The following is a 24,335-nucleotide window of genomic DNA, read 5'->3' as shown; positions in this document are numbered from 1 at the left end:
CGGTCGTGGCACGATCGACTCATGCACGATGCCCCCCGGCTCTACCGCGACCTGGTCGAGGCCATCGCGGCCCTGGCTCTCGACCTCCCCGCCGACTCGCTTGCCGCCGTCGTGCCTGCCACCCCGCAGTGGAGCGTGCGCCAGCTCATCGCGCACCTCGCGGGAGGCCCAGCCGACGCCGTCGCCGACCGTATGGACGGCGCACCCGGGCCGTCGTGGACCACGCGCCACGTCGCCGAGCGCGAGGGCCGCGCGGTGGCCGACCTGGTCGAGGAGATGCGCGCCAACACCGACGCCGTGGCGGCGAGCGTCGAGGACAACCCCCGCCCGGCCATCGTCTGGGATCTCGCCGTGCACCACGCCGACCTGCACGAGGCGCTCGGCCGTGGCGTACCGCCCGAGTGGTCCTGGTCACCGGTGGTGCACGCGCTGGCACCGATGCTGCTGAGCAAGGTGCCGGCCGAGGTCCACTGCGGTGACGCCACCTACGGGGCCGGCGGACCCGACGTCACGGTCGACCCCTATGAGCTGTTCAGGGTCGCGTTCTCTCGCCGGTCGCGGGCCCAGGTGAGCCGGGTGTTCGCGGGTCGGGTCGAGTCGGCGCTGCTCGACGAGCTACCGATCTTCGGCCCCCGCGACGACGACCAGCCCGTGCCCGAGGCAGGCTGAGCGCGCCTACCAGCCCCAGCTCCCGGGCACCCCCTTGAACGGGCCGACCACGCGATCGGTGATCCAGCCGCCGTAGAACCCGCCCTCCTGCGGGCGCACCCGCTCACCGTCGACATAGGCCGCCTCGACCGCCGCGGGCATCACCGAGACCGCACCGGCCAGGTCTGCAAAGGCGGGCGTCGGGTCGGGGTAGGTCCAGGCCGCGCGCTCGGCGAGTACGGGCCCATCCTCCGCGGCCGCGAGGTCGAAGTACGACGCCGCGCCCTTCCACTCGCAGTGACTGCTGCCGAACGTGGGACGCAGCACGCCGGGCGCGAAGGCCGAACTGGGCAGGTAGTAGGTGGGCGGGTGACTCGTCTCGAGCACGCGCCACCCATCGCTCGTGGTCGCGATGGACGTGCCACCCAACACGATCTCGATCCGCTCGTCGGTTCTCTCGAGTCGCGGCGGTCGAGGGTAGTCCCAGACCGACTCCTGGCCGGGTCCGGGCGCGATCGGACGAGGGCGTCTCATGCCGCCAGTACAGCCGCTCCTGCCGATGGCTGGGCCACCCCGGTGGCGTCCCGCGGCGGTCAGCGCGGCGGTCAGCGCGGCGCGCCGGCCTCGACCCGCAGGTTCATCAGGTCCAGGCCGTCACGCAGTTCTTCACCGGAGTCGTACATGCCGGTCACCTGGTCCAGCAGGACCGCGCTCCAGGTGGGCTCCGTGGTGAACAGGTCGGGGCCGAAATAGGCCTCGAGGGCCGAGTTGGCTTCATCGTGAGTGAGACTCATGAGCGCCAATATGGCAGGTGGCCTGCGCGTTTGCCGCGCATGTGACGAAAGTTTCACCCGGTCTCCGCGCGGGCGCTCCCTCGTTGGGGTGAAGCACCCTGAGGCACTCTGGTCCCGTGAGCAACCAGCTGCCTCCCCACGTGATGGTCCTCTTCGGCGCCACCGGCGACCTCGCCGCCCGCAAGCTCTTCCCCGGTCTGTATCGGCTGGCGGTCGACGGCCGGATGCCGACGTCGTACGCCGTGATCGGCTCCGGCCGGCACTCGCCGGGCACCGACGAGGAGTTCCGCGAGCAGGTGCGTCGTGGTCTGGAGAAGAGCGTCGACGATCTTGACGACGCCGTCGCCGACGATCTCTGCTCCCGCGTCAGCTTCCGCACCGCCGACAGCGACGACGGCGCCGACCTGGCGAGCGCCGTCCACGAGGCCGAGCAGCGGATCGCCGACGAGGCCGGCGTCGAGGTCGCCGAGACGCGACGGCTGCTCTACCTCTCGATCCCGCCCAAGGCGATGCAGAAGATGATCGGCATGCTCGGTCACGAGGGTCTGGTCGAGCGGGCCCGGGTCGTGGTCGAGAAGCCGTTCGGCACCGACCTGGCCAGCTCTCGGGAGCTCGACGACGCCATCAAGGAGGTCGCCGACGAGGACCAGGTCTTTCGCATCGACCACTTCATCGGCAAGGAGGCGGTCCAGAACATCCTGGCGCTCCGCTTCGCCAACGGGCTCTTCGAGCCCGCCTGGAATCGCGGCTCCATCGAGTCGGTGCAGATCGACGTGCCCGAGGCGCTCGGTCTGGAGGGCCGCGGATCGTTCTACGAGTCCACCGGCGCCCTGCGGGACATGGTCTCGACCCATCTCTCCCAGCTGCTCGGCTTCGTGGCGCTGGAGGATCCGGGCTCGTTCACCGAGCGCGACCTGCGTGACTCCAAGTCGGCGGTCTTCGAGGCGATGCGACCGCTCGACCCGGAGCGCTGCGTGTTCGGCCAGTTCGTGGGCTACCGCGACGAGAAGGACGTCGACCCCGACTCGCAGGTCGAGACGTTGGTGGCCTTGGAGGTGTGGGTCGACAACGACCGTTGGCGCGACGTGCCGTTCTACCTGCGCACCGGCAAGGCGATGGCCGAGGGGCGGCGCACCATCACGATCCGGTTCCGCGACCCGGAGTCCGGCATCTTCGGTCCGGCCCCACACGAGAGCCGCAACGAGCTGGTGCTCGAACTCACCGACCACCCTCAGGTGCGGGTCGACCTGCTGGGCAAGAAGCCCGGGCCCGACATGGAGTTGCTCGAGGCCTCGATGTGCCTCGACTACGCCCGGGCCGTGCCGGACGGCGACCCGCTCGAGGCCTACGAGCGGCTCCTGCTCGACGTCATGCGCGGCGACCGCTCGCTGTTCACCCGCGCCGACGAGGTCGACCGCATCTGGCAGGTCTGCCAGCCGCTGCTCGACCAGCCGCCGGCCGCACAGCCCTACGAGCAGGGTTCGTGGGGTCCGCAGGCCGCCCTCGACCTGCCGAAGGGCGGCTGGAGCCTCGGCGACTGATCCGGGCTGGTCAGGCCGACCACAGCCCGGTCGGGAGCCCGACCGAGGTGACGATCTCCCGGATCGCCTCGGCATTCTCCCGCGTGACCAGCAACATGAGCCCTCTCCCCGGCGGGGCGGTGAGCGCCGTGGCCAGCGCGTCGAGCGGCACGAGCCGGCAGCCGGCCGGCTCGCCGGGCGCACCCAGCTCGACGTAGGAGTCGGCCACACCCACCCGCAGCGTCGGGCCGGCGCCGTCCGTGCACCAGAGACCGACGAAGTGGCCGACGTCGAAGGCCTCTCCCAACGGTCCGGTGCGCAGGTTCGCCAGCACCCCGACCGGCACGCCGGTCTCGACGATCCCGTCGAGGAGCCCGTCGAGCCGGCGCGTCACGCCCTCGACACCGGCCATAGGCAGCGCGACCAGCTCGACCCGGTCGCCGCACACCTCCGTGATGCCGCGCGCCAGCCCGGCGGCGTCCGTGCCGGACGCCTCGAGCGCCGCCGCCCGTGGCAGCTGCTCCCAGTGGGTTCTCAACCACGGCGCGCCGGCGGGACGCCAGGCCGCCACGTCGTGCGGCCAGATGCGGGTGCCGGCCGCCCGGGCGAGGTCGACCACCGTGGGCGGATCGGTCAGCACCGCACGCAACGCGTGCGACGCCGCGAACGGGCCGCACAGCTGGTCCGGCTGCGGCAGCACGCGGCCGGCTACGACCCGCTCCCCACCCGGCAGCACGCGGCGCCCACCGCCCAGCGGCAGCCTGGAGGCTCCAGCGCTCACGCGTCGTCCCGGGCGTCGGCCCGCAGCCGGAACACCGCGAACCCGGTGGCCATCACCGCGGAGACCAGCGCATACAGCCACTGACCGCGCCAGACCATGCCCACCGCGCACACGCAGAACAGCGCGACGTAGACCCAGGCCAGCTTGTACTGCGTCGAGTCCTGGATCGCCACCACACCAGCCTGCCCCAACCCCGGTGGCATCTGGGTGAGCCGGGGCCGACGCACCCGGGGGTCGGACGGCGTTTCTGTCCCTGGGACGTCGAAACTTCGTCGTCCCAGGGGCGAATTCACCGGACGTCCGGTGAATTCGCCCCCCACCGAGCCGCCCGCCTCAGTACAGCCAGCGCAGCGACGACACGACCTGTTCGACCGACTGCTCACCGATCCACGCCTGGTCGGCGTCGCGGCAGGCGAGGAAGGCCCCGAAGAGCCTGCGGCCGAGCACGTCGCGCACCAGGTCACAGCCCAGCAGAGCCGCCTGCTGATCGGCGTAGTCGGTGGGCAGGGCCGCGATGCCGGCCGCCGCGCGCTGCTCGTCGCTCCAGCCCCCGACGTCCTCCTGCACCGGCTCGGGCAACGCAGCACCGTCACGCACCCCGGCCAGGCCGGCGGCGATGACGACGGCCAGCGAGAGGTAGGGGTTCGCCGAGGCGTCGCTGGCCTTGAGCTCGACGTTGGTGGCCTCCGCGCCGACCAGGCGGGTGGGCGGTACGAGTCGCAGCGCCGCCTCCCGGTTCTCGACCCCCCAGCAGCCGTAGGCGCCCGCCCAGTAGTGCGGACGCCGCCGCATCAGGGAGCCGGTCGACGGCGCCGTCACGCCGACCAGGCCGGGTAGCTCGCGCAGGAGCCCGGCGACGTAGCCGGCGCCGTCGTCGGAGAGTCCGTACGGACCGTCGCCGTGCAGCACGTTGGCGCCGGTGTCGAGGTCGACCAAAGAGGTGTGCAGGTGCCAGCCGTTGCCGGCGCCGTCAGTGGTGGTGAGCGGTGCGAGGCTGGCGCGGAGCCCGTGGGCGCGGGCGGCCGCGTGCACGAGCTGGCGCACCAGCACCTGCGCGTCGGCTGCGGCGAGGGGTTCGAGCGGAGCGATGGCGAGCTCGACCTGGGCTCCGCCGTACTCGGCGTGCACCTGGCCGACCGGCACGCCTGCCTCGGCGAGGTCGCCGAGCAACTGCACGACGAACTCGTCGACGTCGAGCAGCGCCTTGGGCGAGTACGCCGGGCCGCGGTGCGCGGGCACGAGTTCGGCTCCTCCCTCGACACCAGGGTCGACGCCGAGCGTCATCTCGACCTCGAACCCGGCTCGCACCCCGAACCCGGCCTCGGCGGCGACCTCGACCTGGCGCTCGAGCACGGCGCGCTGGCAGTACGGCCACGTCTCGCCGTCGGCACTGACCTGCCGCCCGCTGACCCACGCCAGACCCGGCTGCCCGGGGAGCGGCACGATGCCGGCGAGCTCGTCGTCGGGGTCGAGCACGGGCAGCAGGCGCACGTCGCCGGACGGTGTCGAGAGGCCGTCGTGGGCGAAGGTGATGCCGTCGTGGGAGTCGAAGACCGCGAAGACGGCGGTGATGCCGACGCCGCGCCGGGCGGTGGCCTCGAGCTGGGAGAGCGGCACGGTGCGCGAGCGCACGATGCCGTTGTTGTCGACCCAGCCGATGCTCACGCCTCTGACCCCGTGCCCGGCGAGACGGTCGACGACCGCCGTCAGGTCGGCGGGGGCGCCGTCGTGGGCGAATGGGCCGGCGCTCGGTCCGGCGTGCGGGTCCGCGTCAGGTGCCATGCGGTGACGCTACTCGCTGGTGGGCACCTCTAGATTTCCTGGTTGTGATCAGCAACCGGTCGGCGAGCCGCCTGCGCGGCCTGGTGGCCGACACGCGACCGCTGGCCGAACCGCACTTCCGACGGCTGTGGCTGGCCAACATCGTGACCGTCGTCGGCGCGCAGCTCACCATCGTGGCGGTGCCGGCCCAGATCTACGCCGACACCGGCTCCTCGGCGTACGTCGGGCTCACCGGCCTCTTCGGCCTGGTGCCCCTGGTCGTGTTCGGGCTCTACGGCGGCGCCCTGGCCGACGTGTTCGACCGGCGCAGCATCTTGCGGGTCACCACCCTCGGCCTCATCGTCACCAGCGGGCTCTTCGCTGCGCAGGCCTTCGCGGGCTCCACGAACGTGTGGCTGCTCCTCTCGCTGTTCGCGGTGCAGCAGGCGTTCTTCGCCGTCAATCAGCCCACGCGCAGCGCGGTGCTGCCGCGGCTGCTGCCCGCTGAGCAGCTCCCGGCAGCCAACTCGCTCCAGATGACCGTCTTCCAGGCGGGCGCGATCGCGGGCCCGCTGGTGGCCGGCGTGCTCATCCCGTTCACCGGCTACGCCTGGCTCTACACGGTCGACACCGTGACGCTCGGCGCCACCTTGTGGGCCGTCGTCCGGCTGCCGCCGCTCCCGGTGGACGACGGCGGCGCGGCCAAGGCGCCCGGGCTCGGCGCGGTGGTCGACGGGTTCGCCTACCTGCGCACGCAGCCGGTGCTGCTCATGTCGTTCGTGGTCGACATCATCGCCATGGTCTTCGGCATGCCCCGGGCGCTCTTCCCCGAAATCGCTCACGTCGACTTCGGGGGCCCCGAGGCGGGCGGCCTGGCCTTCGCCCTGCTCTTCGCGGCGATCCCGGCGGGTGCCGTGGTCGGCGGGGTGCTCAGCGGCTGGGTCTCTCGCGTCGAGCGCCAGGGGCTCGCCGTCGTCGTGTGCATCGTCGTGTGGGGCGTGGCGATGGTCGGCTTCGGTGTCGCGGTGTTGCTGGCGGACCTCGCGCGGACGCCGATGCTCCTCGCTGCGGTGGCCTTGCTCGCCGTGGGCGGCGCCGCCGACATGGCCTCGGCCGCCTTCCGCTCCTCGATCCTCCAAAGTGCCGCCACCGACGCGATGCGGGGCCGGCTCCAGGGCGTGTTCATCGTGGTCGTGGCCGGGGGACCTCGCGTGGCAGACGTCGCCCACGGTGCGTCGGCAGCCGTCGTCGGGGCGGGTGCGGCAGCCGCGGGCGGCGGCGTCCTCGTCGTGATCGGGGTCGTGGTCGCCGCGCTCGTCGTGCCGTCGTTCGTGCGCTATCGGGTCACGCGCTGACGCGCCGCTCCCACAGGCCGCGCACGTAGGCCATCTGCCCGGCGTGGGCCGAGCCTTCGTCGGCGAGACTCACCAGGCGCACGCCGAGCGTGACGGGTGGATCCCACCGCTCGTCGACGACCCGGTCGAGTTCGTCGGGGGTCAGGTGCGGGAGCCAGGAGCGGGCTCGCTCATAGACCGCGGAGAGGTACTCGGCGAGGAGGGCGGCGTCCGCGCGCACGGCGGCCACCTCGTCGCTGGAGTGCCCGTAGCCGATGGCGGCGTCGTCGAAGGGCAGGCCGAAGCGCCTGGTGAAGCCTTCGGCGGTGTAGAGCTGCTCGTGCCCCGCGACGTCGGCCACGTGGTCGTCGACCACGCGCGCCAGGTGCCACGCGAGCCAGCCCACCGGGTTCGCCTCGGCGTCGGGTCGCCAGGCCAGCGCGTCGACGCCGAGATCGTCGAGAGCCGCCAGGGCCGCTTGCTGGGCCCGGTCGAAGCAGTCGTCGAGCAGCGCGGTGGTGTCCATGCCTCGGAGGCTACGCCGCGGGCGCCGACTGGCCGACCGATCGCACGGGCCGAGGGCGCTCTCACCCGGTTGGGCAGCGATCGCCACGCCGCCTTCGCGCCTTTTCCTGAGAGAGTGCCGGTCATGAGCACGCCGCTCGACGACGTTCGTCCCTCCCCCCTCGTGGCCGAGGCCGAGGAGCGCCGCGCCTGGCTGCACGACCTCGCCTACCGGTTGCTCGGCTCGGCGAGCGAGGCCGACACGGTCGTCGAGCGCACCCTCGACCGGCTGCGAGCGACCCCCGAGAGCGACGTGCTCGACCTGGGCACGTGGCTGGTCACCGACGTCGGTCGCGACGCGCTGCGCCGACTCCGCGAGCGCCGGTACCGCCGCGCCGCCCAGCCCGTCGACACCGACGTGGCCGAGGCGGCCGGGCTCCCCGCCGTCGACGACCCGGCGCGCGAGGCCGGGCTGGCCCAGGAGGTGGGGGTGACCCTGCTCGCGGATCTGGAGGGTCTCGCACCCGCCGAGCGGGTGGCGCACGTGCTGCACGACGTCCTCGGGCTGCACTTCGAGGACGTCGCCGGCGTCCTCGGGCGCACCTCGTGCGCCGCTCGCCAGCTCGCCGGGCGAGCCCGCGCGGAGCTCGATCTGCTCGACCACGCGCGGCCGACCGCGGCCGAGGAGCACCGCGCCTTCGTCGTGAGCCTGTTGAGCCGGATGTCGGGCCCCCTGCCGGCCGGAGCCGACGGAGCCCGCTCGCCGCTTGCCCAGACCGTCGAACTGCGCTCCGACGCCGCCGCCGCGCGGGCTGGCCTGCCCGACCACGCCGTGGGCCGGGCCCGGGTCGCCGCCGCTCTCGAGAGCCTCCAGGAGCCCCGGCCGGTCGTGCTCGACGGCTACGCCGCGATCGCCGGTCATCTCGCGACCGAGCCCGTCCTCGTCGGTCTGGTCGTCGACGACGAGGGCGTGACCCAGATCGACGCCATCGCGGACCCGGTCGTGCTCGACCTGCTCGACCTGCACGGCTGATCTTCGACGCGGGCCGAGGCCGCTGTCGCATCGGCGATGAGTCCGGCTGTCGGCGCCGGTCTCTAGGGTCGTGCACCTCACCTCACGAACCATTCGATCGCCCCGCACTCCACGAGCCCGGCGGGCGCCGGGAGGCAGGTCCAGCGCATGACCGACATGATCCGGGCGACCGGCCTCCGCAAGAGCTTCAAGGAGGTGCAGGCCCTCGACGGCCTCGACCTCGCCGTGCCCGAGGGCCAGGTGCTCGCCCTGCTCGGCCCCAACGGGGCCGGCAAGACCACGGCGGTCCGGGTGCTCACCACCCTGCTGCGCCCCGACTCCGGCAGCGCGATCGTCGCGGGCGTCGACGTCCTGGCCGACCCTGACGGCGTGCGGGCGCGCATCGGCCTCTCCGGGCAGTACGCCGCAGTCGACGAACACCTCACCGGGCTCGAGAACCTCGAGATGGTGGGGCGCCTCTACGGCCTCGGTGGCGCCGCCGCACGCCGTCGCGCCGCCGAGCTGCTCGACCGCTTCGGGCTCACCGAGGCCGGCAACCGGCCGTCGAAGACGTACTCCGGCGGCATGCGGCGGCGCCTCGACCTCGCCGGCGCCCTCGTGGCGGCACCGCCCGTGCTGGTGCTCGACGAGCCCACGACCGGGCTCGACCCCGCCAGCCGTGTGCAGATGTGGGAGGTCATCCGCGAGCTCGTCTCGGGTGGTGCCACCCTGCTGCTCACCACGCAGTACCTCGAAGAGGCCGACCGGCTCGCCGACGACATCGTGGTCATCGACCACGGTCGCGCCATCGCCCAGGGCACAGCCGACGAGCTCAAGGCGCAGACTGGTGGCGAGCGGGTCGAGGTCGTGCTCGCCGAGCCTTCCATGGTCGGCGCGGCGCGGGCCGTGCTTGCCGAGGTCGCCTCCGGGGAGATCGAGCTGAAGGCGGGTGGCCGAGAGCTCACCGCTCCCGTCGCCGGGGGTCTCGCCGCCCTGGGCCACACGGTGAGTGGCCTGCAGCAGGCCGGCATCGCGGTGCTCGACCTCGGGCTGAGACGCCCCACGCTCGACGACGTCTTCCTCAGCCTCACCGGTCACGCCTCCGAGGCACCAGCCGGCTCCCCCGGCGATCCTGACTCCGCCGAGACCGAGGAGGCCCTCCGATGAGCACCCCCAGCGCGGGCTCCGACCTGCCCGCACCCACCCCGCTGCCCTACCGGCGCCCTTCCGGCCCCGGCCGCGCCCTGGTCGACGGCTGGGTCGTGGCGAAGAGGAACCTCATCAAGATCAAGCGCGTCCCCGAGATCCTCGTGTTCGTGCTGATCAGCCCGATCATGTTCGTGCTGCTCTTCGCGTTCGTGTTCGGTGGCGCCATCGACCCCGGCGACGGCGTCGGCTACCGCGAGTTCCTCATCGCCGGCATCTTCGCCCAGACGGTCGTCTTCGGAGCCACCTTCACCGGCGCCGGGCTGGCCGACGACATGGCCAAGGGCATCATCGACCGGTTCCGCTCGCTCCCGATGTCACCGGCGGCGGTTCTCGTGGGCCGCACGACCTCCGACGTCGTCTACAACGTGCTCTCGCTGGTGATCATGGCGCTCACCGGGCTGCTCGTCGGCTGGCGGATCCGCGAGGGGTTCCTCGACGCCCTGCTCGGCTTCGGGCTGCTCCTGGTGTTCGCCTACGCGATCAGCTGGGTCATGGCCTACATCGGCCTCGTGGTGCCCAGCGTCGAGGTCATCAACAACGCCTCGTTCGTCGTCATCATGCCGCTCACGTTCGTCTCCAACGCCTTCGTGCCGCTGGAGTCCTTCGACGGCGTACTGCGCCAACTCGTGCAGTGGAACCCCGTCTCGGCCCTCACCCAGGCCAGTCGCGACCTCTTCGGCAACGTCAGTGCCTCGGCCGCCGCGCCCGACGTGTGGTCGATGCAGCACCCCGCCCTCTACACGCTGGTCTGGGTGCTCGGCATCCTGCTCGTCTTCGTGCCGTTGTCGGTCCGGCAATACAGCCGAGCTGGAGGTTGATGGCCATGATCACCCCAAGGGGTGAGATCCGGACCGACACGCGATAGTCTCGCGCCACCGTCCCCCCGCGGTCAGTCGACGACGAGGGAATGGAGTGTGCGTGCTGCGCGACAGAGCCGGTTCGACCGGGGCCGCTATGGAGGTGCCCACACGCTTCATCGACGCTGGTCCACGCGTCGAAGCGGGTGCGGCGGGTCTTCTCGTCCTCGACGCCGCGGGCGTCATCCAGTACGTCGACCAGGCAGCTGACGATCTCCTCGGCGAGCGCGATCGCATCGGTCACGCATTCGAGCTGCCGCTCGACACCAGTGCGCCGCAGCGCATCGAACTCGTCGACCGGTGGGGCTGCGTGCGCAGCGTCTCGGTGACCGTGAGCCAGGTCGACGGTGCCGCCGGCGGGCCCGGCGGCTACGTCGTGGTCTGCCGGGATCTCGTGGAGCACGACGCCGCGCTCGAGGCCGTCCGGCGGCAGGTCGAGGACGACCGCGAGCTCTCGGCGATCGCCTTCCGCGAACTGCACGACTCCCTCGGTGGCCTGACCTGGACCCTCGACACCCTCCAGCGGCGCTGGGAGCACCTCGACGAGCGCGAGCGCCGCAGCCAGCTCGTCCGCATCGACCAAGCCGTGGGATCGCTCGCGGCCACGGTCGCCGGCTATCTGGTGCCCGACCACCCGGTCGGCGACCAGGGCGCGAGCACGCTCAACGCGCTGGTGCGCGAGCGGCTCGTCGACCTCGGCGAGGCGGGGGCGGCCGCCGTGGCGATCGCCATCCCCGACCACCTGCGAGTCGACGCCGAGGACGCCCACGTGTGGACCATCCTGCGCTCGCTGCTCGAGAACGCCCTCGTGCACGGCTGCGACCCCGTGCTGCTCGTGGCCGTCGAGCGCGACGACGAGATCGCCGTGGCCGTCGTCGACCACGGCCCGGGCATCGCGGCGTCGGGCGTCGCAGACCTCTTCAACCGCCCGCACTCCGCCGACGGCCGGATGACGCTCACCAGCGGACTGTCCACCGCACGCATGCTCGCCGAGCGGTACGACGGATCCTTGAGCTATCTGCCGCACCCCCCGGGCGGCTCACGCTTCATCCTCACGTTGCCCGCCTTCTCCGGCAGCGACTGAGCCAGGCTCTGGCGCCGCCCGCCGCGGCTCTCAGTCGGTGGCCTCGTGGATCGGCTCGGAGGGTAGCTTCTTGACCTTGCGGGCGCGCTTGCGCCGGCTCGGGATCATCGAGCGCATCTCCTCGAGCTTGCCGAAGCAGAGCAGCCGGTCCCCGGCCTCGAGCACATGCTTGCCGTGGGGGTTCGGGATCACCTGAGTACCACGGTGCAGGGTGAGCGCGGTGATGTCGCGCTCACGCAGACCCGACTCGCCCAGCGCCTTGCCGACCAGGTCGGAGGCCTCGAAGACGCCGATCTCGGCGACGCCGTACCCGGTCGAGACCGTGAGCCGCTGGCGCACGTCGATCTCGGGGAAGGCCACCTGGTTGTCGATGTGGTCGATGATCGAGCCCGCGACGTCGAGGTCGGTGGCACGCTCGATGCCCTCCAGACCGGGAGAGGAGTTGACCTCCATCACGAGCGGCCCGTCGTTGCCCTCCAGCATGTCGACTCCGGCGACGCGCAGACCCATGATCTGCGCCGAGCGCACGGCCGCCTTCTCGAAGGCGGGGTCGAGGTCGACGGCCTCGACCGACCCGCCACGGTGCACGTTGGAGCGGAACTCGTCGCCCTTCGCCACCCGACGCATGGCGGCGACCACGCGATCGCCCACCACCAGCGCCCGGATGTCGCGGCCCTTGGACTCCTTGACGAACGCCTGGATCAGCACCTGCTGACGGGTGCTCTGGAGCGTCTCGATGATCGCCTCGGCGACCTTGAGCTCGGGCGCGAGGATGACGCCGATGCCCTGGGTGCCCTCGAGCAGCTTGATGACGACGGGGGCGCCGCCGACCCGTTCGATGGCCGGGATCACATCGCTACGGTCACGCACGAACGATGTGGCGGGCATGCCGATGTTGTGCCGGGAGAGGATCTGCGTGGCCCGCAGCTTGTCGCGGCTGTTGCTGATGCCCCACGAGGTGTTCGGGGTGTAGACGTCCATCTGCTCGAACTGCCGCACGACGGCGGTGCCGAAGTAGGTGATCGAGTTGCCGATGCGCGGCAGGATCGCGTCGTAGGTCGACAGCGTCTTGCCGCGGAACTGGAGGTCTGGCTCGTCGCCGGTGAGGTCGATTCCGAAGCGCAGCGTGTTGAGAACCTTGACCTGGTGGCCACGGTCGAGTGCCGCGGTGCGCAAGCGCTGGGTGCTGTAGGAACGTGGTGCGCGAGAGAGGATCGCGAGCTTCATGACTCCCCGGGAGGTCGGTGTGCGGTGGCGGGCGATGCGGACGTGAGCAAGCGGGTGCGGACGGGTGGTGAGTGCGTGCCGGCGGGACGTGTCAAGGTTGGCCACGTGTCCGATGTACCTTCCTACACCCTCGCCGGATGGCGCGAGTGGGTGAGCCTGCCCGGGCTCGGCGTCCCCTGGATCAAGGCCAAGCTCGACACCGGCGCCCGCACCTCGGCGATCCACGCCTTCGACCTCACCGAACACACCTCCGACGGCGAGCCTCGCGTGCGCTTCGGCGTCCACCCCTGGCAGGAGTCCGACGCCGACGCCGTCGAGGTCGACCTGCCCGTGATCGACATGCGCGAGGTGCGCTCTTCCTCGGGTCACGCCGAGGAGCGGTTCGTGGTGCCGATGGAGGTCACCCTCATCGGTCGCACGGTCACGGTCGAGATGACGCTCTCGCGGCGCGACGAGATGGGCTTTCGCATGCTGGTGGGTCGCGAGGGCCTGCGGCAGGGTTACGTGGTCGACCCGGCGTCGTCCTATCTCGGCGGCAAGCCGCCGCTGGCCCAGCGCCGCGCGAACCGGGGGCGCTGAGCCGTGCGAGAGTCCTTCGAGATCGGATCGGTCCGGGTGCGACCCGGTCGCATCCAGTCGGTGTCGCTGCCGATCACCCGCTTGGTCACCGGTGCCGACGTCGACCTGCCGGTGCGGGTCGTGCACGGTCGCGAGGACGGCCCGACCGTGTGGATCGACGCCGCGATCCACGGCGACGAGGCGGTGGGTGTCGAGGTGGTGCGTCAGGTGCTGGCCGGGCTCGACGCCAAGCAGTTGCGCGGCACCCTCATCGCCGTACCGATCGTCAACGTGCTCGGCTTCATGAACGGAGACCGCTACCTGCCGGACCGCCGCGACCTGAACCGCTCGTTCCCCGGCGCCGCTCGCGGCTCTCTCGCCTCACGCATCGCCCACCTCTTCATGAACGAGGTCATCGCCAAGTGCGAGGTCGGCATCGACCTGCACACCGGGTCGGACCGACGCACCAACCTGCCGCAGATCCGCGCCGACCTCGACGACCCGCGCACCCGCGACCTGGCGCGCGCCTTCGGGGCCCCCGTGATGCTGCATGCGAAGCTGCGCGACGGATCGCTTCGCTACGCCGCCCGCGAGCGCGGCGCGACCGTGCTGCTCTACGAGGCCGGCGAGGCCTGGCGCATGGACGACTGGGCGATCGATGCCGGCGTGGCCGGAGTCAATCGGGTGCTGGCCCGGCTCGGCATGGTCGAGGGCCCCGACGCACCCGAGGAGCCGAGCGCGGTGTCGTACCGCTCGGGGTGGGTGCGCGCCCGCGGCACCGGCATGCTGCACCTGGAGTCCAAGCTGGGGCAGCGCGTCGTCAAGGGCGAGCGTCTCGGTGGCCTCTTCGACTCCTTCGGCAAGCGCGTGCGACTCGTGCACGCCGATCGCGACGGCATCGTGATCGGTCGCACCGAGGCGCCCCTGGTGAACTCCGGCGACGCTGTGGTGCATCTCGCCGAGATCCGCGACGACGACGGCGCCGACCGTGTCGTCGAGCCGGCCGAGGTGCTCAGCCCCGAGCTCTCCGGCGATCACGGCGGCTGACCCCGCAGGCTCAGGTCACCGCGGGCAGGGTGAAGGCGAACCGCTTGCTCCAACCCGGCTCCTCGGCGACCTCGATGGTGCCGCCGTGGCGCTCGACGACCCGCCGGCAGATCGCCAGGCCGAGACCAGTGCCTTCGGCGTGCTCGGCGGCTTCGTCGCCGCGTTGGAAGATCTCGAAGAGCCGGGTGCGGTCGGCACCCTCGATGGCCAGGCCCCGGTCGGCGACGCTCACCAGCACCTGGCGGCCGCGCGGCTCGGCGCGCACCAGCAGCGAGACCGGTCCATCGCCCGGGGTGTACTTCACCGCGTTGCTCACCAGGTTCGCGAGCAGCCGGCGGATCAGCGCCGGATCGGCCTGCACCGGCACCAGCGGACCCAGGCGCAGATCCAGCGGCCGATCATGCTCGATCGACACCTCCCCCGCGACGGTCGACACGAGGCGGCCCAGGTCGAGCGTGGCGGGCCGGGTCTCAACCGTGCCGACGCTGGCGTAGTCGAGGAGGTCTTGCACGAGGGCCAGGCCACGGTCGGTGGCGTTGCGCAGTCGTGGCAGCAGCAGTTGAACGCGCGCCGGCGTCGCGTCGCGCTCCAGCAGTTGGACGGCGAGCTGGATGGCGCTCAGCGGGCCACGCAGGTCGTGCGCGGCGGCGGCGTTGAACTCGCGCAGGTCGCGATTGGTGACCTCGAGCTGCCGGGTCGCCCGCCCCAGGTCGGTCATGGCCCGGTCGGTCTCCGCCCGGGCCGCCACCGCCTCCTCGCGACTCACCTCGGCCTGCTGGAGCCTCGCTGCGACCAGGAGCACCGCGGCGCCGCCCACCAGGGACATGGCGGTGGCGACCAGCGCCAACACGAAGCCGATGCCGAGGCTGGAGGAACGTGCCCACCAGAGGCTGATCCATCCCAGCAGGCTCGGCAGCAGCACCACGACGGGGAGCAGGCTGCGCACCAGGCGCCCGCCAGGGGTGGACGAGCGGGCGATCCGGGTGACCCCGACGTCGCCCGCTGCCAGCAGCAGCGCCGCGCCCACCACGGCGATGCCGGCCGCGGTGTGCAGGGCGAGGGTCTGGAAGTACCCGACTCCGTAGAGGTCGCTGGTGCCGTAGGCGTAGCCGGAGAGACCGATCAGGCCGATCACGAGTCCGACGAGCGCCAGCACGTGCGCCGCGAGCCTGCGGCCCAGCGCCAGCGCGGCGATGCCGGCGGCCACGACCAGGTGTCCGATGGCGGTGATGCCGCTCATCCGCCCGTCGTTCTGGGTCATGTCGGCGAGCCACGAGAACGGGTACGGCTCGTCGGTAATCTCGGTGACCAGGCCGGTGGCGGCCAGCACCACGACGCCGGCAGCCAGGACCAACGCCGCCGCGACAGCCGCGCGCGAGGACCGCGCGCGGACCACGAGCAGTGCCGTCGCCGTCCCGAGGAGCACGAAGTCGGTGGCTGTCGCCGGCTGCATCGCCACCAGGGAGGGATGCAGGCGTATCAGCCGCTCCGAGCCGACCGTCCACCCGACGAGCACCAGCACTCCGAGCGCCGCGGTGCACTCGGCCAGGAGGACGGCGAGCAGCCGGATGCGCCGTGAGGAGAGCACGGGAATCCGCGGACGCACGGACTCCGCGGTGCTGCTCATCGACCAGGCCCCCTGCCCGTGGAGATCGCCACTGCGCACCCTAGAGCAGGTCTACCGACACCGTTTGGAATCTCGTTCTAGAGTGATGCTCCACCGCGAGAGGAGCAGGCCGATGGCACGTGATGCGCAGTCCTGCGTCCACCGCGCCGCCGAGAGGCTGTTCGCCGAGGTCGGCTTCGAGTCGGCGAGCATCGCCGCCTTGTCCGAGCGTTCCGGCGTCAGCAACGGAAGCATCTACCACCACTTCGGTTCGAAGGAGGGGGTGCTCGATGCGCTGCTGTTCCGAGCCGCCAGCGACCTGCAGGAGCACCTGCTGGCGGCACTCGACGACCACCTCGACGACGCCCGAGCCGCCGTGGCGAAGACCGTCGCGGCCCAGCTGTCGTGGAGCGAGCGCAACCGATCGGCCTGCATGCTGCTGACCGAGTACGGCGGCCGGCTCCGCGCTGGTCGTCGGGCCGGGGATCTCCGCGGCCTCAACGACCACTACCTGGCACGCACGAGCGTCTGGCTCGCCGCCGCCGCCGAGCGTGATCAACTCCCCGCCCTTACGCCCCAGGTGGCCCACGCGATCGTCTTCGCACCAGCGCGTGAGGTGGTCCGCGTCTGGCTGTCGCGACCCGACTCCCCCACCCCCACGTCCCTGACGGCCCCCCTCGCTGCTGCCGCCTGGGCCGGCCTGCTCGCAGCGGCCCCGACGATGACCGAGGAGAACCGATGACCGACCCGACGACCGACCCGACGACCGACCCGACGACCGGCCCGACGACGATCGACGTCTGGATGCAGCACCCCACTCCGCGGTTCTCCCAGCACGAGATGTTCGACTCCCTGCGTCGCTGGACCCACCAGCCTGCGCTCACGCAAGAGCTCCCGCTCGCCGCGACGACCGGTCTTCTCGACGAGGCCGGCGTGGCCCTCGGTCTGCTCTCGGCCTGGCACGGCCCTCGGGAGGGCGCGCTCATCTCCAACGACGAGGTCGCGGCGTGGGTCGAGCAGGCGCCGGATCGCTACCGCGGTCTCGCGGCAGTCGACCTGCGCCGACCGACGCACGCGGTGCGCCAGCTGCGACACCGCGTCCGCGACCAGGGATTCGTCGGACTCCGCGTGGTGCCCTGGCTCTGGGATCTCCCGCCCACGCACGCCCTCTTCTACCCGCTCTACGCCGAATGCGTCGAGCTCGGCGTCCCGTTCTGCACCCAGGTGGGACACACGGGGCCACTGCGACCCAGTGAGACCGGGCGTCCGATCCCCTACATCGACCAGATCGCTCTCGACTTCCCGGACCTTCGCATCGTCTGCGGTCACATCGGCTACCCCTGGGCCACCGAGATGATCGCCGTGGCCGACAAGCACCCGAACGTCTACATCGACACCAGTGCCTACGCCGCGTCGAGGTACCCGGCCGAGCTGGTCCAGTACCTTCGCGGACGCGGACGGACGAAGGTGTTGTTCGGCACCAACTATCCGATGATCACCCCTGCGCACGCACTCGAGGGAGTGCAGGGCCTAGGGCTCGACGACGACGCGCTGGCCCTCTTCCTCGCAGGGAACGCGCGGCGGGTGTTCTCGCTGTGACGCCCGCCCGCACCCACGCGGCCTCGTGACGCGAGCTCGGCGCGTCAGCGCCAGCCCAGGGCCGGGGCGACGTGGGTCAGGATCGACTCGATGACGTGCGCGTTGTAGTCGACGCCGAGCTGGTTGGGCACGGTGAGCAGCAGGGTGTCGGCGGCGGCGATGGCCTCGTCCTTCGCGAGCGCCTCGACCAGGGCGTCGGGCTCGCCGGCGTAGGACTTGCCGAACCGGGCGATGCCTCCGTCGATGTGGCCCACCTGGTCGCGGCTGGCCCGGTCGGCACCGAAGTACGCGCGGTCGCGGTCGTCGACGAGCGGGAAGATGCTGCGACTCACCGACGTGCGCGGGGTGCGCTCGTGTCCGGCCGACTCCCAGGCCTTGTGGAACATCGCGATCTGCTCGGCCTGGAGCTGATGGAAGGGCGCGCCGGTGTCTTCGGTGAGCAGGGTCGAGCTCATCAGGTTCATGCCCTGCTCTGCGGTCCACTCCGCGGTGGCCCGGGTGCCGGCGCCCCACCAGATGCGATCGCGCAGACCGGGAGAGTGCGGCTCGAGGCGCAACAGCCCGGGCGGGTTCGGGAACATCGGGCGCGGGTTGGGCTGGGCGAAGCCCTCACCCTTCAAGACGTCGAGCAGCACGGCGGTGTGCCGGCGCGCCAGGTCGGCATGGTCCTCGCCCTCGGCCGGGGCGTAGCCGAAGTACCGGTAGCCCTCGATCACCTGCTCCGGTGACCCGCGGCTGATGCCGAGCTGGAGCCGGCCGTCGGAGATCAGGTCGGCGGCGCCGGCGTCCTCGGCCATGTAGAGCGGGTTCTCGTAGCGCATGTCGATGACGCCGGTGCCGATCTCGATGCGGCTGGTGCGCGCGCCGACCGCGGCCAGCAGGGGGAACGGCGAGGCCAGCTGGTTCGCGAAGTGGTGCACCCTGAAGTAGGCACCGTCGGCGCCGAGCTCCTCGGCGGCCACGGCGAGGTCGATGGACTGGTGCAACACGTCGCGCGCCGACCGCGTCGCCGAGTGCGGCGAGTCGGTCCAGTGCCCGAAGGAGAGGAAGCCGATGTTCTTCATGACCGGTCAACAATAGTTGAATCTTGTATGTTCCCGCACGGCGTCGTCAGGCGGTGTAGCGGGCCAGCTGCCGCGACTGCACGATGAGTCGGCCCTCGGAGTCGTGCACCAGGGCGTCCTCGTCGAGGAACCCACCCTCGACGTGGTGCGTGCTCGCCACGACGGCCAGGGGCCCGATGCCCGTGCGGGCGCGCACGTGAGCGGTGAGCTCGACCGTGGGCACCCACCCGGTGGCACCGACGGCGTTCCAGACCGCCGGGGGCGTGACGTCGCATGCGACGAGGGCGCCGAGTTGGTCGGCCGGCAGCAGGTCGGTGACGGCCCGGATCTCGGCACTGCCGTCGGGTGCTCCCGTCGCGAACCCGAGACTGGCGCGGTCGATGCGCTCACCGGAGCGGTGCGCGACGCCCGGCGTCGGCATGCCGCCCGCTTCCATCTCGGGCGTGCCCGCGCGCGGACTCAACGTCGCGGCGCCGGCGTCCCACGGCTCGGCGTGCCGCCAGGCCGGTCCCTCGATGCTCGACCGGTCGCCGACCGAGGCCATGATCGAGAGGACGACGTCGTCGCCCTGCGTCGCGGTCGCCGTCACGGTGGTGAACCGGCGGCTGCCGCCGACCCGCTCGACCCGGAACCGGATCGGCGCGTAGCTCGCCTTGCGCAGGTAGTGCGTGGTGATCGTGAACAGGTCGGGCGCCCCCGACGCCGTCAGCACGGCGTTGCCGGCCAACGCGAGCAGGTAGCCGCCGTGCGGGATGCCGAAGACGTCCCAGCCCTCGGCGACGTGGCCGACGAGGTCGTCGCCGTCGAGCTCGAGGGCGATCGCGTCGGCGAAGGACACCGGCGTCGGTGTGGTCATGGCTGCTCCCCTCCTCGTATATGACGATGTCATATGACAGCATCATAGGCATGGCGCGTGGCTCCGAGACAACCCGCGAGCAGGTGATCGAGGTCGCACGCGGCGTGCTCGTGGCCGAGGGCGCCGACGCCGTGACCATGCGCAGGCTCGCCGCCGAGCTCGGCACCAGCTACCAGGTGGTCTACAGCCGCGTGGGGGCGAAACCCGAGGTGCTGCGCGCCGTGCACGATCTCGCGTTCGAGAACCTCACCGCGCAGGTGGATGCCTTGGATCCGACTCTCGGCACCGACGAGCACCTGCACGCCCTCACGGCCGGCTACCTCCGCTTCGCTGTCGCCAACCCGCGGCTCTTCGAGGTGATGTTCGGCTCCCCGACGGGGCTCGTGCGCGACCAGGCCCTGCAGGAGGTCGAGCGCGAGTCCTTCCGCCGTTGCTGGGTCACCGCCGCTCGCGCCTGGCTCGACGCGCACCGGCCGCGCCGCCCCGCCGGATCGGCGGCACCGCTGGCCTGGAGGTTGTGGACGGCGACCCACGGCATCGCGGTGCTGCATCTCGCCGGGCACGGCTCGCCGTCGTCCGACGTGCTCCGCGATCTGGCGGGCGTCGTCGAGCTCGTGCTCGTCGAGCCCCTCGCCGCGTCGACCCGGTCGTCCTAGGGTGGGCGCCGTGGCCGACCGTGTGCACCCCGCGTCCGCGAGCAGACCCCGGGGCACCGGCCTCGCTTGGGGGCTCAACGAGGCGGTGGCGTGGGGCGGCGTGGTGGTCACCCTGGTGCTCTCCGCGGCGAACGCCTACGGCGGTGGCGCCGCGGAACCCGGTCTCTACGGCGACACCGGTGACGGCCTGCACGGCCTGCTCGCGCGGCTCACCGATTCGCTGAGCTACTTCACGATCTGGTCCAACATCGTGGTGGCCCTCTCGCTCACGCTGTTGCGCCTACGACGACGCGGCGACCTGCTCGAGCGGGTGCTGCGACTCGACGGGTTGATGATGATCGTGGTGACCGCGGTGGTGTATCGGGTCGTGTTGGCGCCGGCGGTCGACCTGGAGGGTTGGTCGTACCTGACCGACCCGTGGCTGCACGTCGTCACGCCAGCGCTCACCGTGGTCGTGTGGCTCGGCTGGGGGCCGCGCGGGCAGGTGACGCTGCGGCTGGTGCCGGCGGCCCTGGCGGTGCCGCTGGTGTGGGTCGGCTGGATGCTCGCGCGCGGTGCGGTGATCGGCTCCTACCCCTACGGCTTCGTCAACGTCTCCGAGCACGGGTACGCCGCCGTGTTCGCCGCGATCGGTGCCGTGCTGGTGGTGGGGCTGGTGGTGGCCGTGGTGCTGTGGTTCGCGGAATGGCTGGCGCTGCGGGTTCTCAGCCGCCGCTGAGGTCGGGCACCGGCCCACCGGGCGCCGGCAGCTGGGCGTAGCCGACCAGCCCGGGGGCGGTCGCGCGGACTTCCGCGGGCCTTCTCGGGTCCGACCTCCGCAGCTTCAGCACACCAGCACCCACAGCACCGAGACGACGACGAGCACCAGCCAGGTGCCGAGCACGATCACCCACGGACGCCGCCACCAGGCCCGCGCCGAAGCCGGCGTGAGTGGCGACCGCGAGCTCGCGGGAGGCCGCTCGAGGGCTGACGGCTCCCCAGCCTCGACGAGACCCTGCCCGAGGGAGTAGCTCGCCCCGGGGCCGTAGAAGGCGGGGAGGAACCGGATCACCACGACCGCGCGATCGCCATCCGAGGCATCGGGGCCGAGCGCGGCGAGCTCGCTCTCGGCATCGGCGAGCGAGCGCTCGAAGCCGGGGTCGAACGAGTTGCGGCGCAACACGGCCAGCCCGCGTTCGACCAGCTCGGCGTCACTCCAACCGTGGGTGCCCTGAGCCTCGCGCGCCAACTCGTCGGCCGTGCTGTCCCAGCCCGTCACTCGACCACGGCCACGTCAGCCACCCAGGAGCTCACTGAGGAGCGTCTGCACCTTGAGGTCGATCTCGTCGCGGATGACGCGCACCGCCTCGATGCCCTCGCCCGAGGGGTCGGCGAGCTTCCAGTCCTCGTAGCGCTTGCCCGGGTACAACGGGCAGGCGTCGCCGCAGCCCATGGTGACGACGACGTCGGAGGCCTCGACCGCTGCGTCGAGCAGCTTCTTGGGCAGCTCGGCCGAGATGTCGATGCCCAGCTCGTCCATCGCCTCGACGACGACCGGGTTGATCGAGTCGGCAGGGGCGGAACCGGCCGACTTCACCAGCACCCGGTCGCGCCCGTAGTGACGCATCAGCCCGGCGGCCATCTGCGAACGCCCCTGGTTGTGCACACAGACGAACAGGATCTCGGGAACACTCATCACTCAACCCCCCCATGGGTTCGTGGTAGATCGTAAGCGGCCCTCTTCACCCAGAGGGAGACATAGACCAGTCCGACGAGAACCGGCACCTCGATCAGCGGACCGACCACGCCGGCCAGCGCTTGGCCCGAGGCGACGCCGAACACGCCGATGGCGACCGCGATGGCCAGCTCGAAGTTGTTGCCGGCGGCGGTGAAGGCGAGCGTCGTGGTGCGCGCGTACCCCAGACCCAGCGCGCGGCCCAGGCCGAATCCGCAGGCGAACATGACCGCGAAGTACGCCAGCAACGGCAGGGCGATGCGGGCGACGTCGAGCGGCTTGCTGGTGATGGTGTCGCCCTGGAGCGCGAACAGCACGACGATGGTGAACAGCAGTCCGTAGAGCGCGGCCGGGCCGATGCGCGGCAGCACCTGCGACTCGTACCGCTCCCGACCCCAGGAGCGCTCGCCGAGGGTCCGGGTGAGGAACCCGGCCACCAGCGGGATGCCGAGGAAGACCAGCACCGACTTCGCGATCTGCCAGGTCGAGATGTCCAGGGATTCGCCGTCGGCTGAGCCACCTCCCAGGCCCAGCCAGCCGGGCAGCACCGAGAGGTAGAACCAGCCGAGGAACGCGAACGCGACGATCTGGAACACCGAGTTGATCGCCACGAGGATCGCGGCCGCCTCGCGGTCACCGCAGGCGAGGTCGTTCCAGATCAGCACCATGGCGATGCACCGGGCGAGTCCGACGATGATCAGGCCCGTGCGGTAGGCCGGCAGGTCGGGCAGCAGCAGCCACGCGAGCGCGAACATGACCGCGGGGCCGACCAGCCAGTTGAGCACGATCGAGCCGACCAGCAGCCGTCGATCGGCGGTGACGTGGCCGAGCTCGTCGTAGCGCACCTTGGCCAGCACCGGATACATCATCACGAGCAGACCCACGGCGATCGGCAGCGACACCGAGCCGATCTCGACGGCAGAGAGGGCGTCGTCCAGACCGGGCACGAGGCGGCCCAGGGCGAGGCCGATCACCATGGCCGCGATGATCCAGACCGGCAGGAACCGGTCGAGCGTCGAGAGCCGCTGCAGCACGGCGGCCTCCTCGGGCTGCGTGCGTGCGCTTGACGTGTCGGTCATGCGGTGACTCCCGGGGCCAGGACGTCGCTGAACAAGCGAGCCAGAGCTTCGAGCGCCTCGGGGCGGGCACGCCAGTAGACCCAGACGCCACGCTTCTCGCGGTCGAGGAGGCCCGCCTCGTGCAGCACCTTGAGGTGGTGGCTGATGGTCGGCTGGGAGAGCTCGAAGGCGGGGAGCAGGTCGCAGGCGCAGGCCTCGCGGCCCTCGCCGGCGAGCACCATCGAGAGCAGACGCACGCGGACGGGGTCGCCGAGCACCTTGAGCAGGCGTGCGACCTGGGCGGCCTGCTCGGTGCTCATCGGCTCGGTGACCAGCGGAGCGCAGCAGGCGAGGGCGTCCTCGGGCATCGACACGGGTCGATATTGACCTATGTCGATGTGTGTCGCCAAGTCGGCTCCGCCCTTGACCTCGACCGCGCTCGAGGTCGCACCGTGTCGTCATGACGCTGCTGCTCGACGACGACGACGTGCGCCGACTGCTCACTCCCGCCGAGGCCCTCGCCTGGACTACCGAGGCGCTGCTCCGGCACGCTCACGGCGCTCTCGTCTCCCCGGCGCGGGTGCGGTCGACCCTCGGCGCGGGCGACCTCGTCTTCACCCTCGGCGCGAGCGGCGGGGAGTGGTACGGCTACCGGGCCTACGACACTCTCGGACTTCCCGGGAGCGAGCAGACGGTCGTCCTCCACGATGCGCGCACCGGGGGCGTCGCGGCGGTCGCGATCGGGTCCGAGCTGGGGGCGCGGCGCACCGGCGCCCTGGGTGGGGTCGCCATGCGCGCCCTCACCGACGGTGCGCTGCGCACGCTCGCCGTGATCGGCACCGGACGCCAGGCCTGGGCGCAGGTGTGGGCGATCAGCGGCTTCGTCCAGCCCGCCGAGGTGCGCGTGTTCTCCCGTGATCCCGCTCGGCGCACCGCGCTCGCGGACCGGATCTGGTGCGAGCTCGGCCTCCGCGCAGTGGCCGTCGGCTCGGCGCGCGAGGCCGTCACCACGGCAGACGCCGTCGTGCTGGCCACCAGCAGCGGCACGCCCGTGGTCGAGACCGACTGGCTAGACGACGACGTCGTGGTCACCACGGTGGGCCCCAAGCAGGAGGGCCGTGCGGAGTTCGCCCGCGACCTGGTCTTCGACGCCGCCTTCGCCGTCACCGACTCCCCGACCCAGCTCGCGGCCTACGACCCGCCCGCGTTGGCCGCCGGCCTCGACCAGGCCCCCCTCGCCGATGTCGTGGCCGGTCGCGTGGTGCCACCCGTCGGTGGTCGCCGCGTCTACTGCTCCGTCGGACTCGCCGGCACCGAGATCCATCTGCTGGGTCGACTGGTGGCGGCGCGCAGGGCGGAGGGTCGGCAACCGGATCCTGCGCCCGGAGGTTGACAGTTCACCGCCGGCCGGCGCGTCGGCGTGCCCGCCGCGGGCGCCGAGGAACG

At 71.8% G+C, this 24,335-nt stretch carries 28 protein-coding genes; 14 read left to right on the top strand and 14 right to left on the bottom strand.

The window, feature by feature from the left end; translation table 11 throughout:
* The first annotated feature begins 21 nt into the window (after window positions 1-21).
* On the top strand, window positions 22-669 hold the full coding sequence (locus tag ISG29_RS05140; RefSeq protein ID WP_194502335.1) for a maleylpyruvate isomerase N-terminal domain-containing protein: 648 nt from the start codon (window positions 22-24) through the stop codon (window positions 667-669).
* A gap of 6 nt (window positions 670-675) precedes the next feature.
* On the opposite strand, the gene ISG29_RS05135 is transcribed toward ISG29_RS05140, so the two are convergent.
* Together ISG29_RS05135 and ISG29_RS05130 are read right to left on the bottom strand one after the other, a co-directional pair.
* Window positions 676-1,182, bottom strand: coding sequence for a DUF427 domain-containing protein (locus ISG29_RS05135; RefSeq protein WP_194502334.1), 507 nt, complete (start codon window positions 1,180-1,182; stop codon window positions 676-678).
* Window positions 1,183-1,253: 71 nt separating this feature from the next.
* Window positions 1,254-1,442, bottom strand: a complete 189-nt coding sequence (locus ISG29_RS05130; protein ID WP_194502333.1) for a hypothetical protein — start codon at window positions 1,440-1,442, stop codon at window positions 1,254-1,256.
* A gap of 116 nt (window positions 1,443-1,558) precedes the next feature.
* On the opposite strand from ISG29_RS05130, the gene zwf reads away from it, so the two are divergent.
* Entirely contained in the window at window positions 1,559-2,983 is a 1,425-nt protein-coding gene (zwf, locus tag ISG29_RS05125) for a glucose-6-phosphate dehydrogenase (RefSeq protein WP_194502332.1), read from the top strand.
* Window positions 2,984-2,993: 10 nt separating this feature from the next.
* On the opposite strand, the gene ISG29_RS05120 is transcribed toward zwf, so the two are convergent.
* The 3 genes from ISG29_RS05120 to ISG29_RS05110 all read right to left on the bottom strand — a co-directional run bounded on the left by ISG29_RS05120 (window position 2,994) and on the right by ISG29_RS05110 (window position 5,525).
* Window positions 2,994-3,743 (bottom strand): DUF6885 family protein, encoded by a 750-nt coding sequence (locus ISG29_RS05120; RefSeq protein WP_194502331.1) that lies wholly within the window; start codon window positions 3,741-3,743, stop codon window positions 2,994-2,996.
* Window positions 3,740-3,916 (bottom strand): hypothetical protein, encoded by a 177-nt coding sequence (locus ISG29_RS05115; protein ID WP_194502330.1) that lies wholly within the window; start codon window positions 3,914-3,916, stop codon window positions 3,740-3,742. The genes ISG29_RS05120 and ISG29_RS05115 overlap by 4 nt, the downstream gene beginning before the upstream one ends.
* Window positions 3,917-4,076: 160 nt before the next feature.
* Window positions 4,077-5,525 (bottom strand): type I glutamate--ammonia ligase, encoded by a 1,449-nt coding sequence (locus ISG29_RS05110; protein ID WP_194502329.1) that lies wholly within the window; start codon window positions 5,523-5,525, stop codon window positions 4,077-4,079.
* Between the two features lie 44 nt (window positions 5,526-5,569).
* On the opposite strand from ISG29_RS05110, the gene ISG29_RS05105 reads away from it, so the two are divergent.
* On the top strand, window positions 5,570-6,859 hold the full coding sequence (locus tag ISG29_RS05105; protein ID WP_328828043.1) for an MFS transporter: 1,290 nt from the start codon (window positions 5,570-5,572) through the stop codon (window positions 6,857-6,859).
* On the opposite strand, the gene ISG29_RS05100 is transcribed toward ISG29_RS05105, so the two are convergent.
* Window positions 6,849-7,364, bottom strand: a complete 516-nt coding sequence (locus tag ISG29_RS05100) for a mycothiol transferase (RefSeq protein WP_194502327.1) — start codon at window positions 7,362-7,364, stop codon at window positions 6,849-6,851. The two genes, ISG29_RS05105 and ISG29_RS05100, sit on opposite strands and share 11 nt — an antisense overlap.
* A gap of 123 nt (window positions 7,365-7,487) precedes the next feature.
* On the opposite strand from ISG29_RS05100, the gene ISG29_RS05095 reads away from it, so the two are divergent.
* The 4 genes from ISG29_RS05095 (at window position 7,488) to ISG29_RS05080 (ending at window position 11,504) form a co-directional block, all read left to right on the top strand.
* On the top strand, window positions 7,488-8,375 hold the full coding sequence (locus ISG29_RS05095) for an RNA polymerase subunit sigma-70 (protein WP_194502326.1): 888 nt from the start codon (window positions 7,488-7,490) through the stop codon (window positions 8,373-8,375).
* 147 nt (window positions 8,376-8,522) lie between these two features.
* Window positions 8,523-9,521: an ATP-binding cassette domain-containing protein gene (locus ISG29_RS05090; RefSeq protein ID WP_194502325.1), complete on the top strand. Its 999-nt coding sequence runs from the start codon at window positions 8,523-8,525 to the stop codon at window positions 9,519-9,521.
* Window positions 9,518-10,381 carry an ABC transporter permease gene (locus ISG29_RS05085; RefSeq protein WP_194502324.1) on the top strand — a complete coding sequence of 288 codons (864 nt, stop codon included), beginning with the start codon at window positions 9,518-9,520 and terminating at the stop codon, window positions 10,379-10,381. Before ISG29_RS05090 ends, ISG29_RS05085 begins: the two co-directional genes overlap by 4 nt.
* A 142-nt stretch (window positions 10,382-10,523) precedes the next feature.
* On the top strand, window positions 10,524-11,504 hold the full coding sequence (locus ISG29_RS05080) for a PAS domain-containing sensor histidine kinase (protein WP_194502323.1): 981 nt from the start codon (window positions 10,524-10,526) through the stop codon (window positions 11,502-11,504).
* Window positions 11,505-11,534: 30 nt separating this feature from the next.
* On the opposite strand, the gene ISG29_RS05075 is transcribed toward ISG29_RS05080, so the two are convergent.
* Window positions 11,535-12,731, bottom strand: coding sequence for a RimK family alpha-L-glutamate ligase (locus ISG29_RS05075; RefSeq protein ID WP_194502322.1), 1,197 nt, complete (start codon window positions 12,729-12,731; stop codon window positions 11,535-11,537).
* A gap of 105 nt (window positions 12,732-12,836) precedes the next feature.
* Between ISG29_RS05075 and ISG29_RS21250 the strand changes: the two genes are divergently transcribed.
* Window positions 12,837-13,310 (top strand): ATP-dependent zinc protease family protein, encoded by a 474-nt coding sequence (locus tag ISG29_RS21250; protein WP_194502321.1) that lies wholly within the window; start codon window positions 12,837-12,839, stop codon window positions 13,308-13,310.
* A 3-nt stretch (window positions 13,311-13,313) separates the two neighbouring features.
* Window positions 13,314-14,336, top strand: coding sequence for a succinylglutamate desuccinylase/aspartoacylase family protein (locus ISG29_RS05065; RefSeq protein ID WP_207792802.1), 1,023 nt, complete (start codon window positions 13,314-13,316; stop codon window positions 14,334-14,336).
* A gap of 10 nt (window positions 14,337-14,346) precedes the next feature.
* On the opposite strand, the gene ISG29_RS05060 is transcribed toward ISG29_RS05065, so the two are convergent.
* Entirely contained in the window at window positions 14,347-15,963 is a 1,617-nt protein-coding gene (locus ISG29_RS05060; protein WP_194502320.1) for a sensor histidine kinase, read from the bottom strand.
* Between the two features lie 112 nt (window positions 15,964-16,075).
* Between ISG29_RS05060 and ISG29_RS05055 the strand changes: the two genes are divergently transcribed.
* Together ISG29_RS05055 and ISG29_RS05050 are read left to right on the top strand one after the other, a co-directional pair.
* Window positions 16,076-16,684 carry a TetR/AcrR family transcriptional regulator gene (locus ISG29_RS05055; protein ID WP_194502319.1) on the top strand — a complete coding sequence of 203 codons (609 nt, stop codon included), beginning with the start codon at window positions 16,076-16,078 and terminating at the stop codon, window positions 16,682-16,684.
* Entirely contained in the window at window positions 16,681-17,541 is an 861-nt protein-coding gene (locus ISG29_RS05050) for an amidohydrolase family protein (protein WP_194502318.1), read from the top strand. Before ISG29_RS05055 ends, ISG29_RS05050 begins: the two co-directional genes overlap by 4 nt.
* Before the next feature lie 44 nt (window positions 17,542-17,585).
* Here the strand turns inward: ISG29_RS05050 and ISG29_RS05045 are convergent, their stop codons facing one another.
* The gene (locus tag ISG29_RS05045; protein ID WP_194502317.1) at window positions 17,586-18,605 is read right to left on the bottom strand and encodes an LLM class flavin-dependent oxidoreductase; all 1,020 of its coding nucleotides are present in this window, start codon (window positions 18,603-18,605) and stop codon (window positions 17,586-17,588) included.
* A 46-nt stretch (window positions 18,606-18,651) separates the two neighbouring features.
* Entirely contained in the window at window positions 18,652-19,461 is an 810-nt protein-coding gene (locus ISG29_RS05040) for a thioesterase family protein (RefSeq protein ID WP_194502316.1), read from the bottom strand.
* 50 nt (window positions 19,462-19,511) lie between these two features.
* On the opposite strand from ISG29_RS05040, the gene ISG29_RS05035 reads away from it, so the two are divergent.
* Window positions 19,512-20,117: a TetR/AcrR family transcriptional regulator gene (locus ISG29_RS05035; RefSeq protein ID WP_194502315.1), complete on the top strand. Its 606-nt coding sequence runs from the start codon at window positions 19,512-19,514 to the stop codon at window positions 20,115-20,117.
* A 10-nt stretch (window positions 20,118-20,127) separates the two neighbouring features.
* Entirely contained in the window at window positions 20,128-20,835 is a 708-nt protein-coding gene (locus tag ISG29_RS20675) for a Pr6Pr family membrane protein (RefSeq protein ID WP_194502314.1), read from the top strand.
* Between the two features lie 105 nt (window positions 20,836-20,940).
* Here ISG29_RS20675 and ISG29_RS05025 read toward each other — a convergent pair whose 3' ends face one another.
* Genes ISG29_RS05025 through ISG29_RS05010 form a run of 4 tightly spaced genes read right to left on the bottom strand, consistent with a single transcriptional unit; the run spans window position 20,941 to window position 23,257 of the window.
* Entirely contained in the window at window positions 20,941-21,375 is a 435-nt protein-coding gene (locus ISG29_RS05025; protein ID WP_194502313.1) for a hypothetical protein, read from the bottom strand.
* A gap of 15 nt (window positions 21,376-21,390) precedes the next feature.
* Window positions 21,391-21,792, bottom strand: coding sequence for an arsenate reductase ArsC (locus tag ISG29_RS05020; protein WP_194502312.1), 402 nt, complete (start codon window positions 21,790-21,792; stop codon window positions 21,391-21,393).
* Window positions 21,792-22,910: an ACR3 family arsenite efflux transporter gene (arsB, locus tag ISG29_RS05015; protein ID WP_328828034.1), complete on the bottom strand. Its 1,119-nt coding sequence runs from the start codon at window positions 22,908-22,910 to the stop codon at window positions 21,792-21,794. The genes ISG29_RS05020 and arsB overlap by 1 nt, the downstream gene beginning before the upstream one ends.
* Window positions 22,907-23,257: an ArsR/SmtB family transcription factor gene (locus tag ISG29_RS05010; protein WP_194502791.1), complete on the bottom strand. Its 351-nt coding sequence runs from the start codon at window positions 23,255-23,257 to the stop codon at window positions 22,907-22,909. The genes arsB and ISG29_RS05010 overlap by 4 nt, the downstream gene beginning before the upstream one ends.
* Before the next feature lie 92 nt (window positions 23,258-23,349).
* Here ISG29_RS05010 and ISG29_RS05005 point away from each other — a divergent pair, with 92 nt between their 5' ends.
* A complete protein-coding gene (locus tag ISG29_RS05005) occupies window positions 23,350-24,282 on the top strand; it encodes an NAD(P)-binding domain-containing protein (RefSeq protein ID WP_194502311.1) in 933 nt (310 codons plus the stop codon).
* The last annotated feature ends 53 nt before the right edge of the window (window positions 24,283-24,335 follow it).

This window comes from Nocardioides acrostichi (assembly GCF_015319165.1).
GTDB lineage: Bacteria > Actinomycetota > Actinomycetes > Propionibacteriales > Nocardioidaceae > Nocardioides > Nocardioides acrostichi.
This window is presented reverse-complemented; position numbering and strand designations above follow the sequence as displayed.

What these genes read in the sequence shown, in the direction of transcription:
- ISG29_RS05140 (WP_194502335.1), top strand. Translation starts at nt 22, where the DNA reads ATGCACGATGCCCCCCGGCTCTACCGCGACCTGGTCGAGGCCATCGCG.
- ISG29_RS05135 (WP_194502334.1), bottom strand. Translation starts at nt 1,182, where the DNA reads ATGAGACGCCCTCGTCCGATCGCGCCCGGACCCGGCCAGGAGTCGGTC.
- ISG29_RS05130 (WP_194502333.1), bottom strand. Translation starts at nt 1,442, where the DNA reads ATGAGTCTCACTCACGATGAAGCCAACTCGGCCCTCGAGGCCTATTTC.
- ISG29_RS05110 (WP_194502329.1), bottom strand. Translation starts at nt 5,525, where the DNA reads ATGGCACCTGACGCGGACCCGCACGCCGGACCGAGCGCCGGCCCATTC.
- ISG29_RS05100 (WP_194502327.1), bottom strand. Translation starts at nt 7,364, where the DNA reads ATGGACACCACCGCGCTGCTCGACGACTGCTTCGACCGGGCCCAGCAA.
- ISG29_RS05095 (WP_194502326.1), top strand. Translation starts at nt 7,488, where the DNA reads ATGAGCACGCCGCTCGACGACGTTCGTCCCTCCCCCCTCGTGGCCGAG.
- ISG29_RS05090 (WP_194502325.1), top strand. Translation starts at nt 8,523, where the DNA reads ATGACCGACATGATCCGGGCGACCGGCCTCCGCAAGAGCTTCAAGGAG.
- ISG29_RS05085 (WP_194502324.1), top strand. Translation starts at nt 9,518, where the DNA reads ATGAGCACCCCCAGCGCGGGCTCCGACCTGCCCGCACCCACCCCGCTG.
- ISG29_RS05075 (WP_194502322.1), bottom strand. Translation starts at nt 12,731, where the DNA reads ATGAAGCTCGCGATCCTCTCTCGCGCACCACGTTCCTACAGCACCCAG.
- ISG29_RS05060 (WP_194502320.1), bottom strand. Translation starts at nt 15,963, where the DNA reads ATGAGCAGCACCGCGGAGTCCGTGCGTCCGCGGATTCCCGTGCTCTCC.
- ISG29_RS05055 (WP_194502319.1), top strand. Translation starts at nt 16,076, where the DNA reads ATGGCACGTGATGCGCAGTCCTGCGTCCACCGCGCCGCCGAGAGGCTG.
- ISG29_RS05050 (WP_194502318.1), top strand. Translation starts at nt 16,681, where the DNA reads ATGACCGACCCGACGACCGACCCGACGACCGACCCGACGACCGGCCCG.
- ISG29_RS05045 (WP_194502317.1), bottom strand. Translation starts at nt 18,605, where the DNA reads ATGAAGAACATCGGCTTCCTCTCCTTCGGGCACTGGACCGACTCGCCG.
- ISG29_RS05040 (WP_194502316.1), bottom strand. Translation starts at nt 19,461, where the DNA reads ATGACCACACCGACGCCGGTGTCCTTCGCCGACGCGATCGCCCTCGAG.
- ISG29_RS05035 (WP_194502315.1), top strand. Translation starts at nt 19,512, where the DNA reads ATGGCGCGTGGCTCCGAGACAACCCGCGAGCAGGTGATCGAGGTCGCA.
- ISG29_RS05020 (WP_194502312.1), bottom strand. Translation starts at nt 21,792, where the DNA reads ATGAGTGTTCCCGAGATCCTGTTCGTCTGTGTGCACAACCAGGGGCGT.
- arsB (WP_328828034.1), bottom strand. Translation starts at nt 22,910, where the DNA reads ATGACCGACACGTCAAGCGCACGCACGCAGCCCGAGGAGGCCGCCGTG.
- ISG29_RS05010 (WP_194502791.1), bottom strand. Translation starts at nt 23,257, where the DNA reads ATGCCCGAGGACGCCCTCGCCTGCTGCGCTCCGCTGGTCACCGAGCCG.
- ISG29_RS05005 (WP_194502311.1), top strand. Translation starts at nt 23,350, where the DNA reads ATGACGCTGCTGCTCGACGACGACGACGTGCGCCGACTGCTCACTCCC.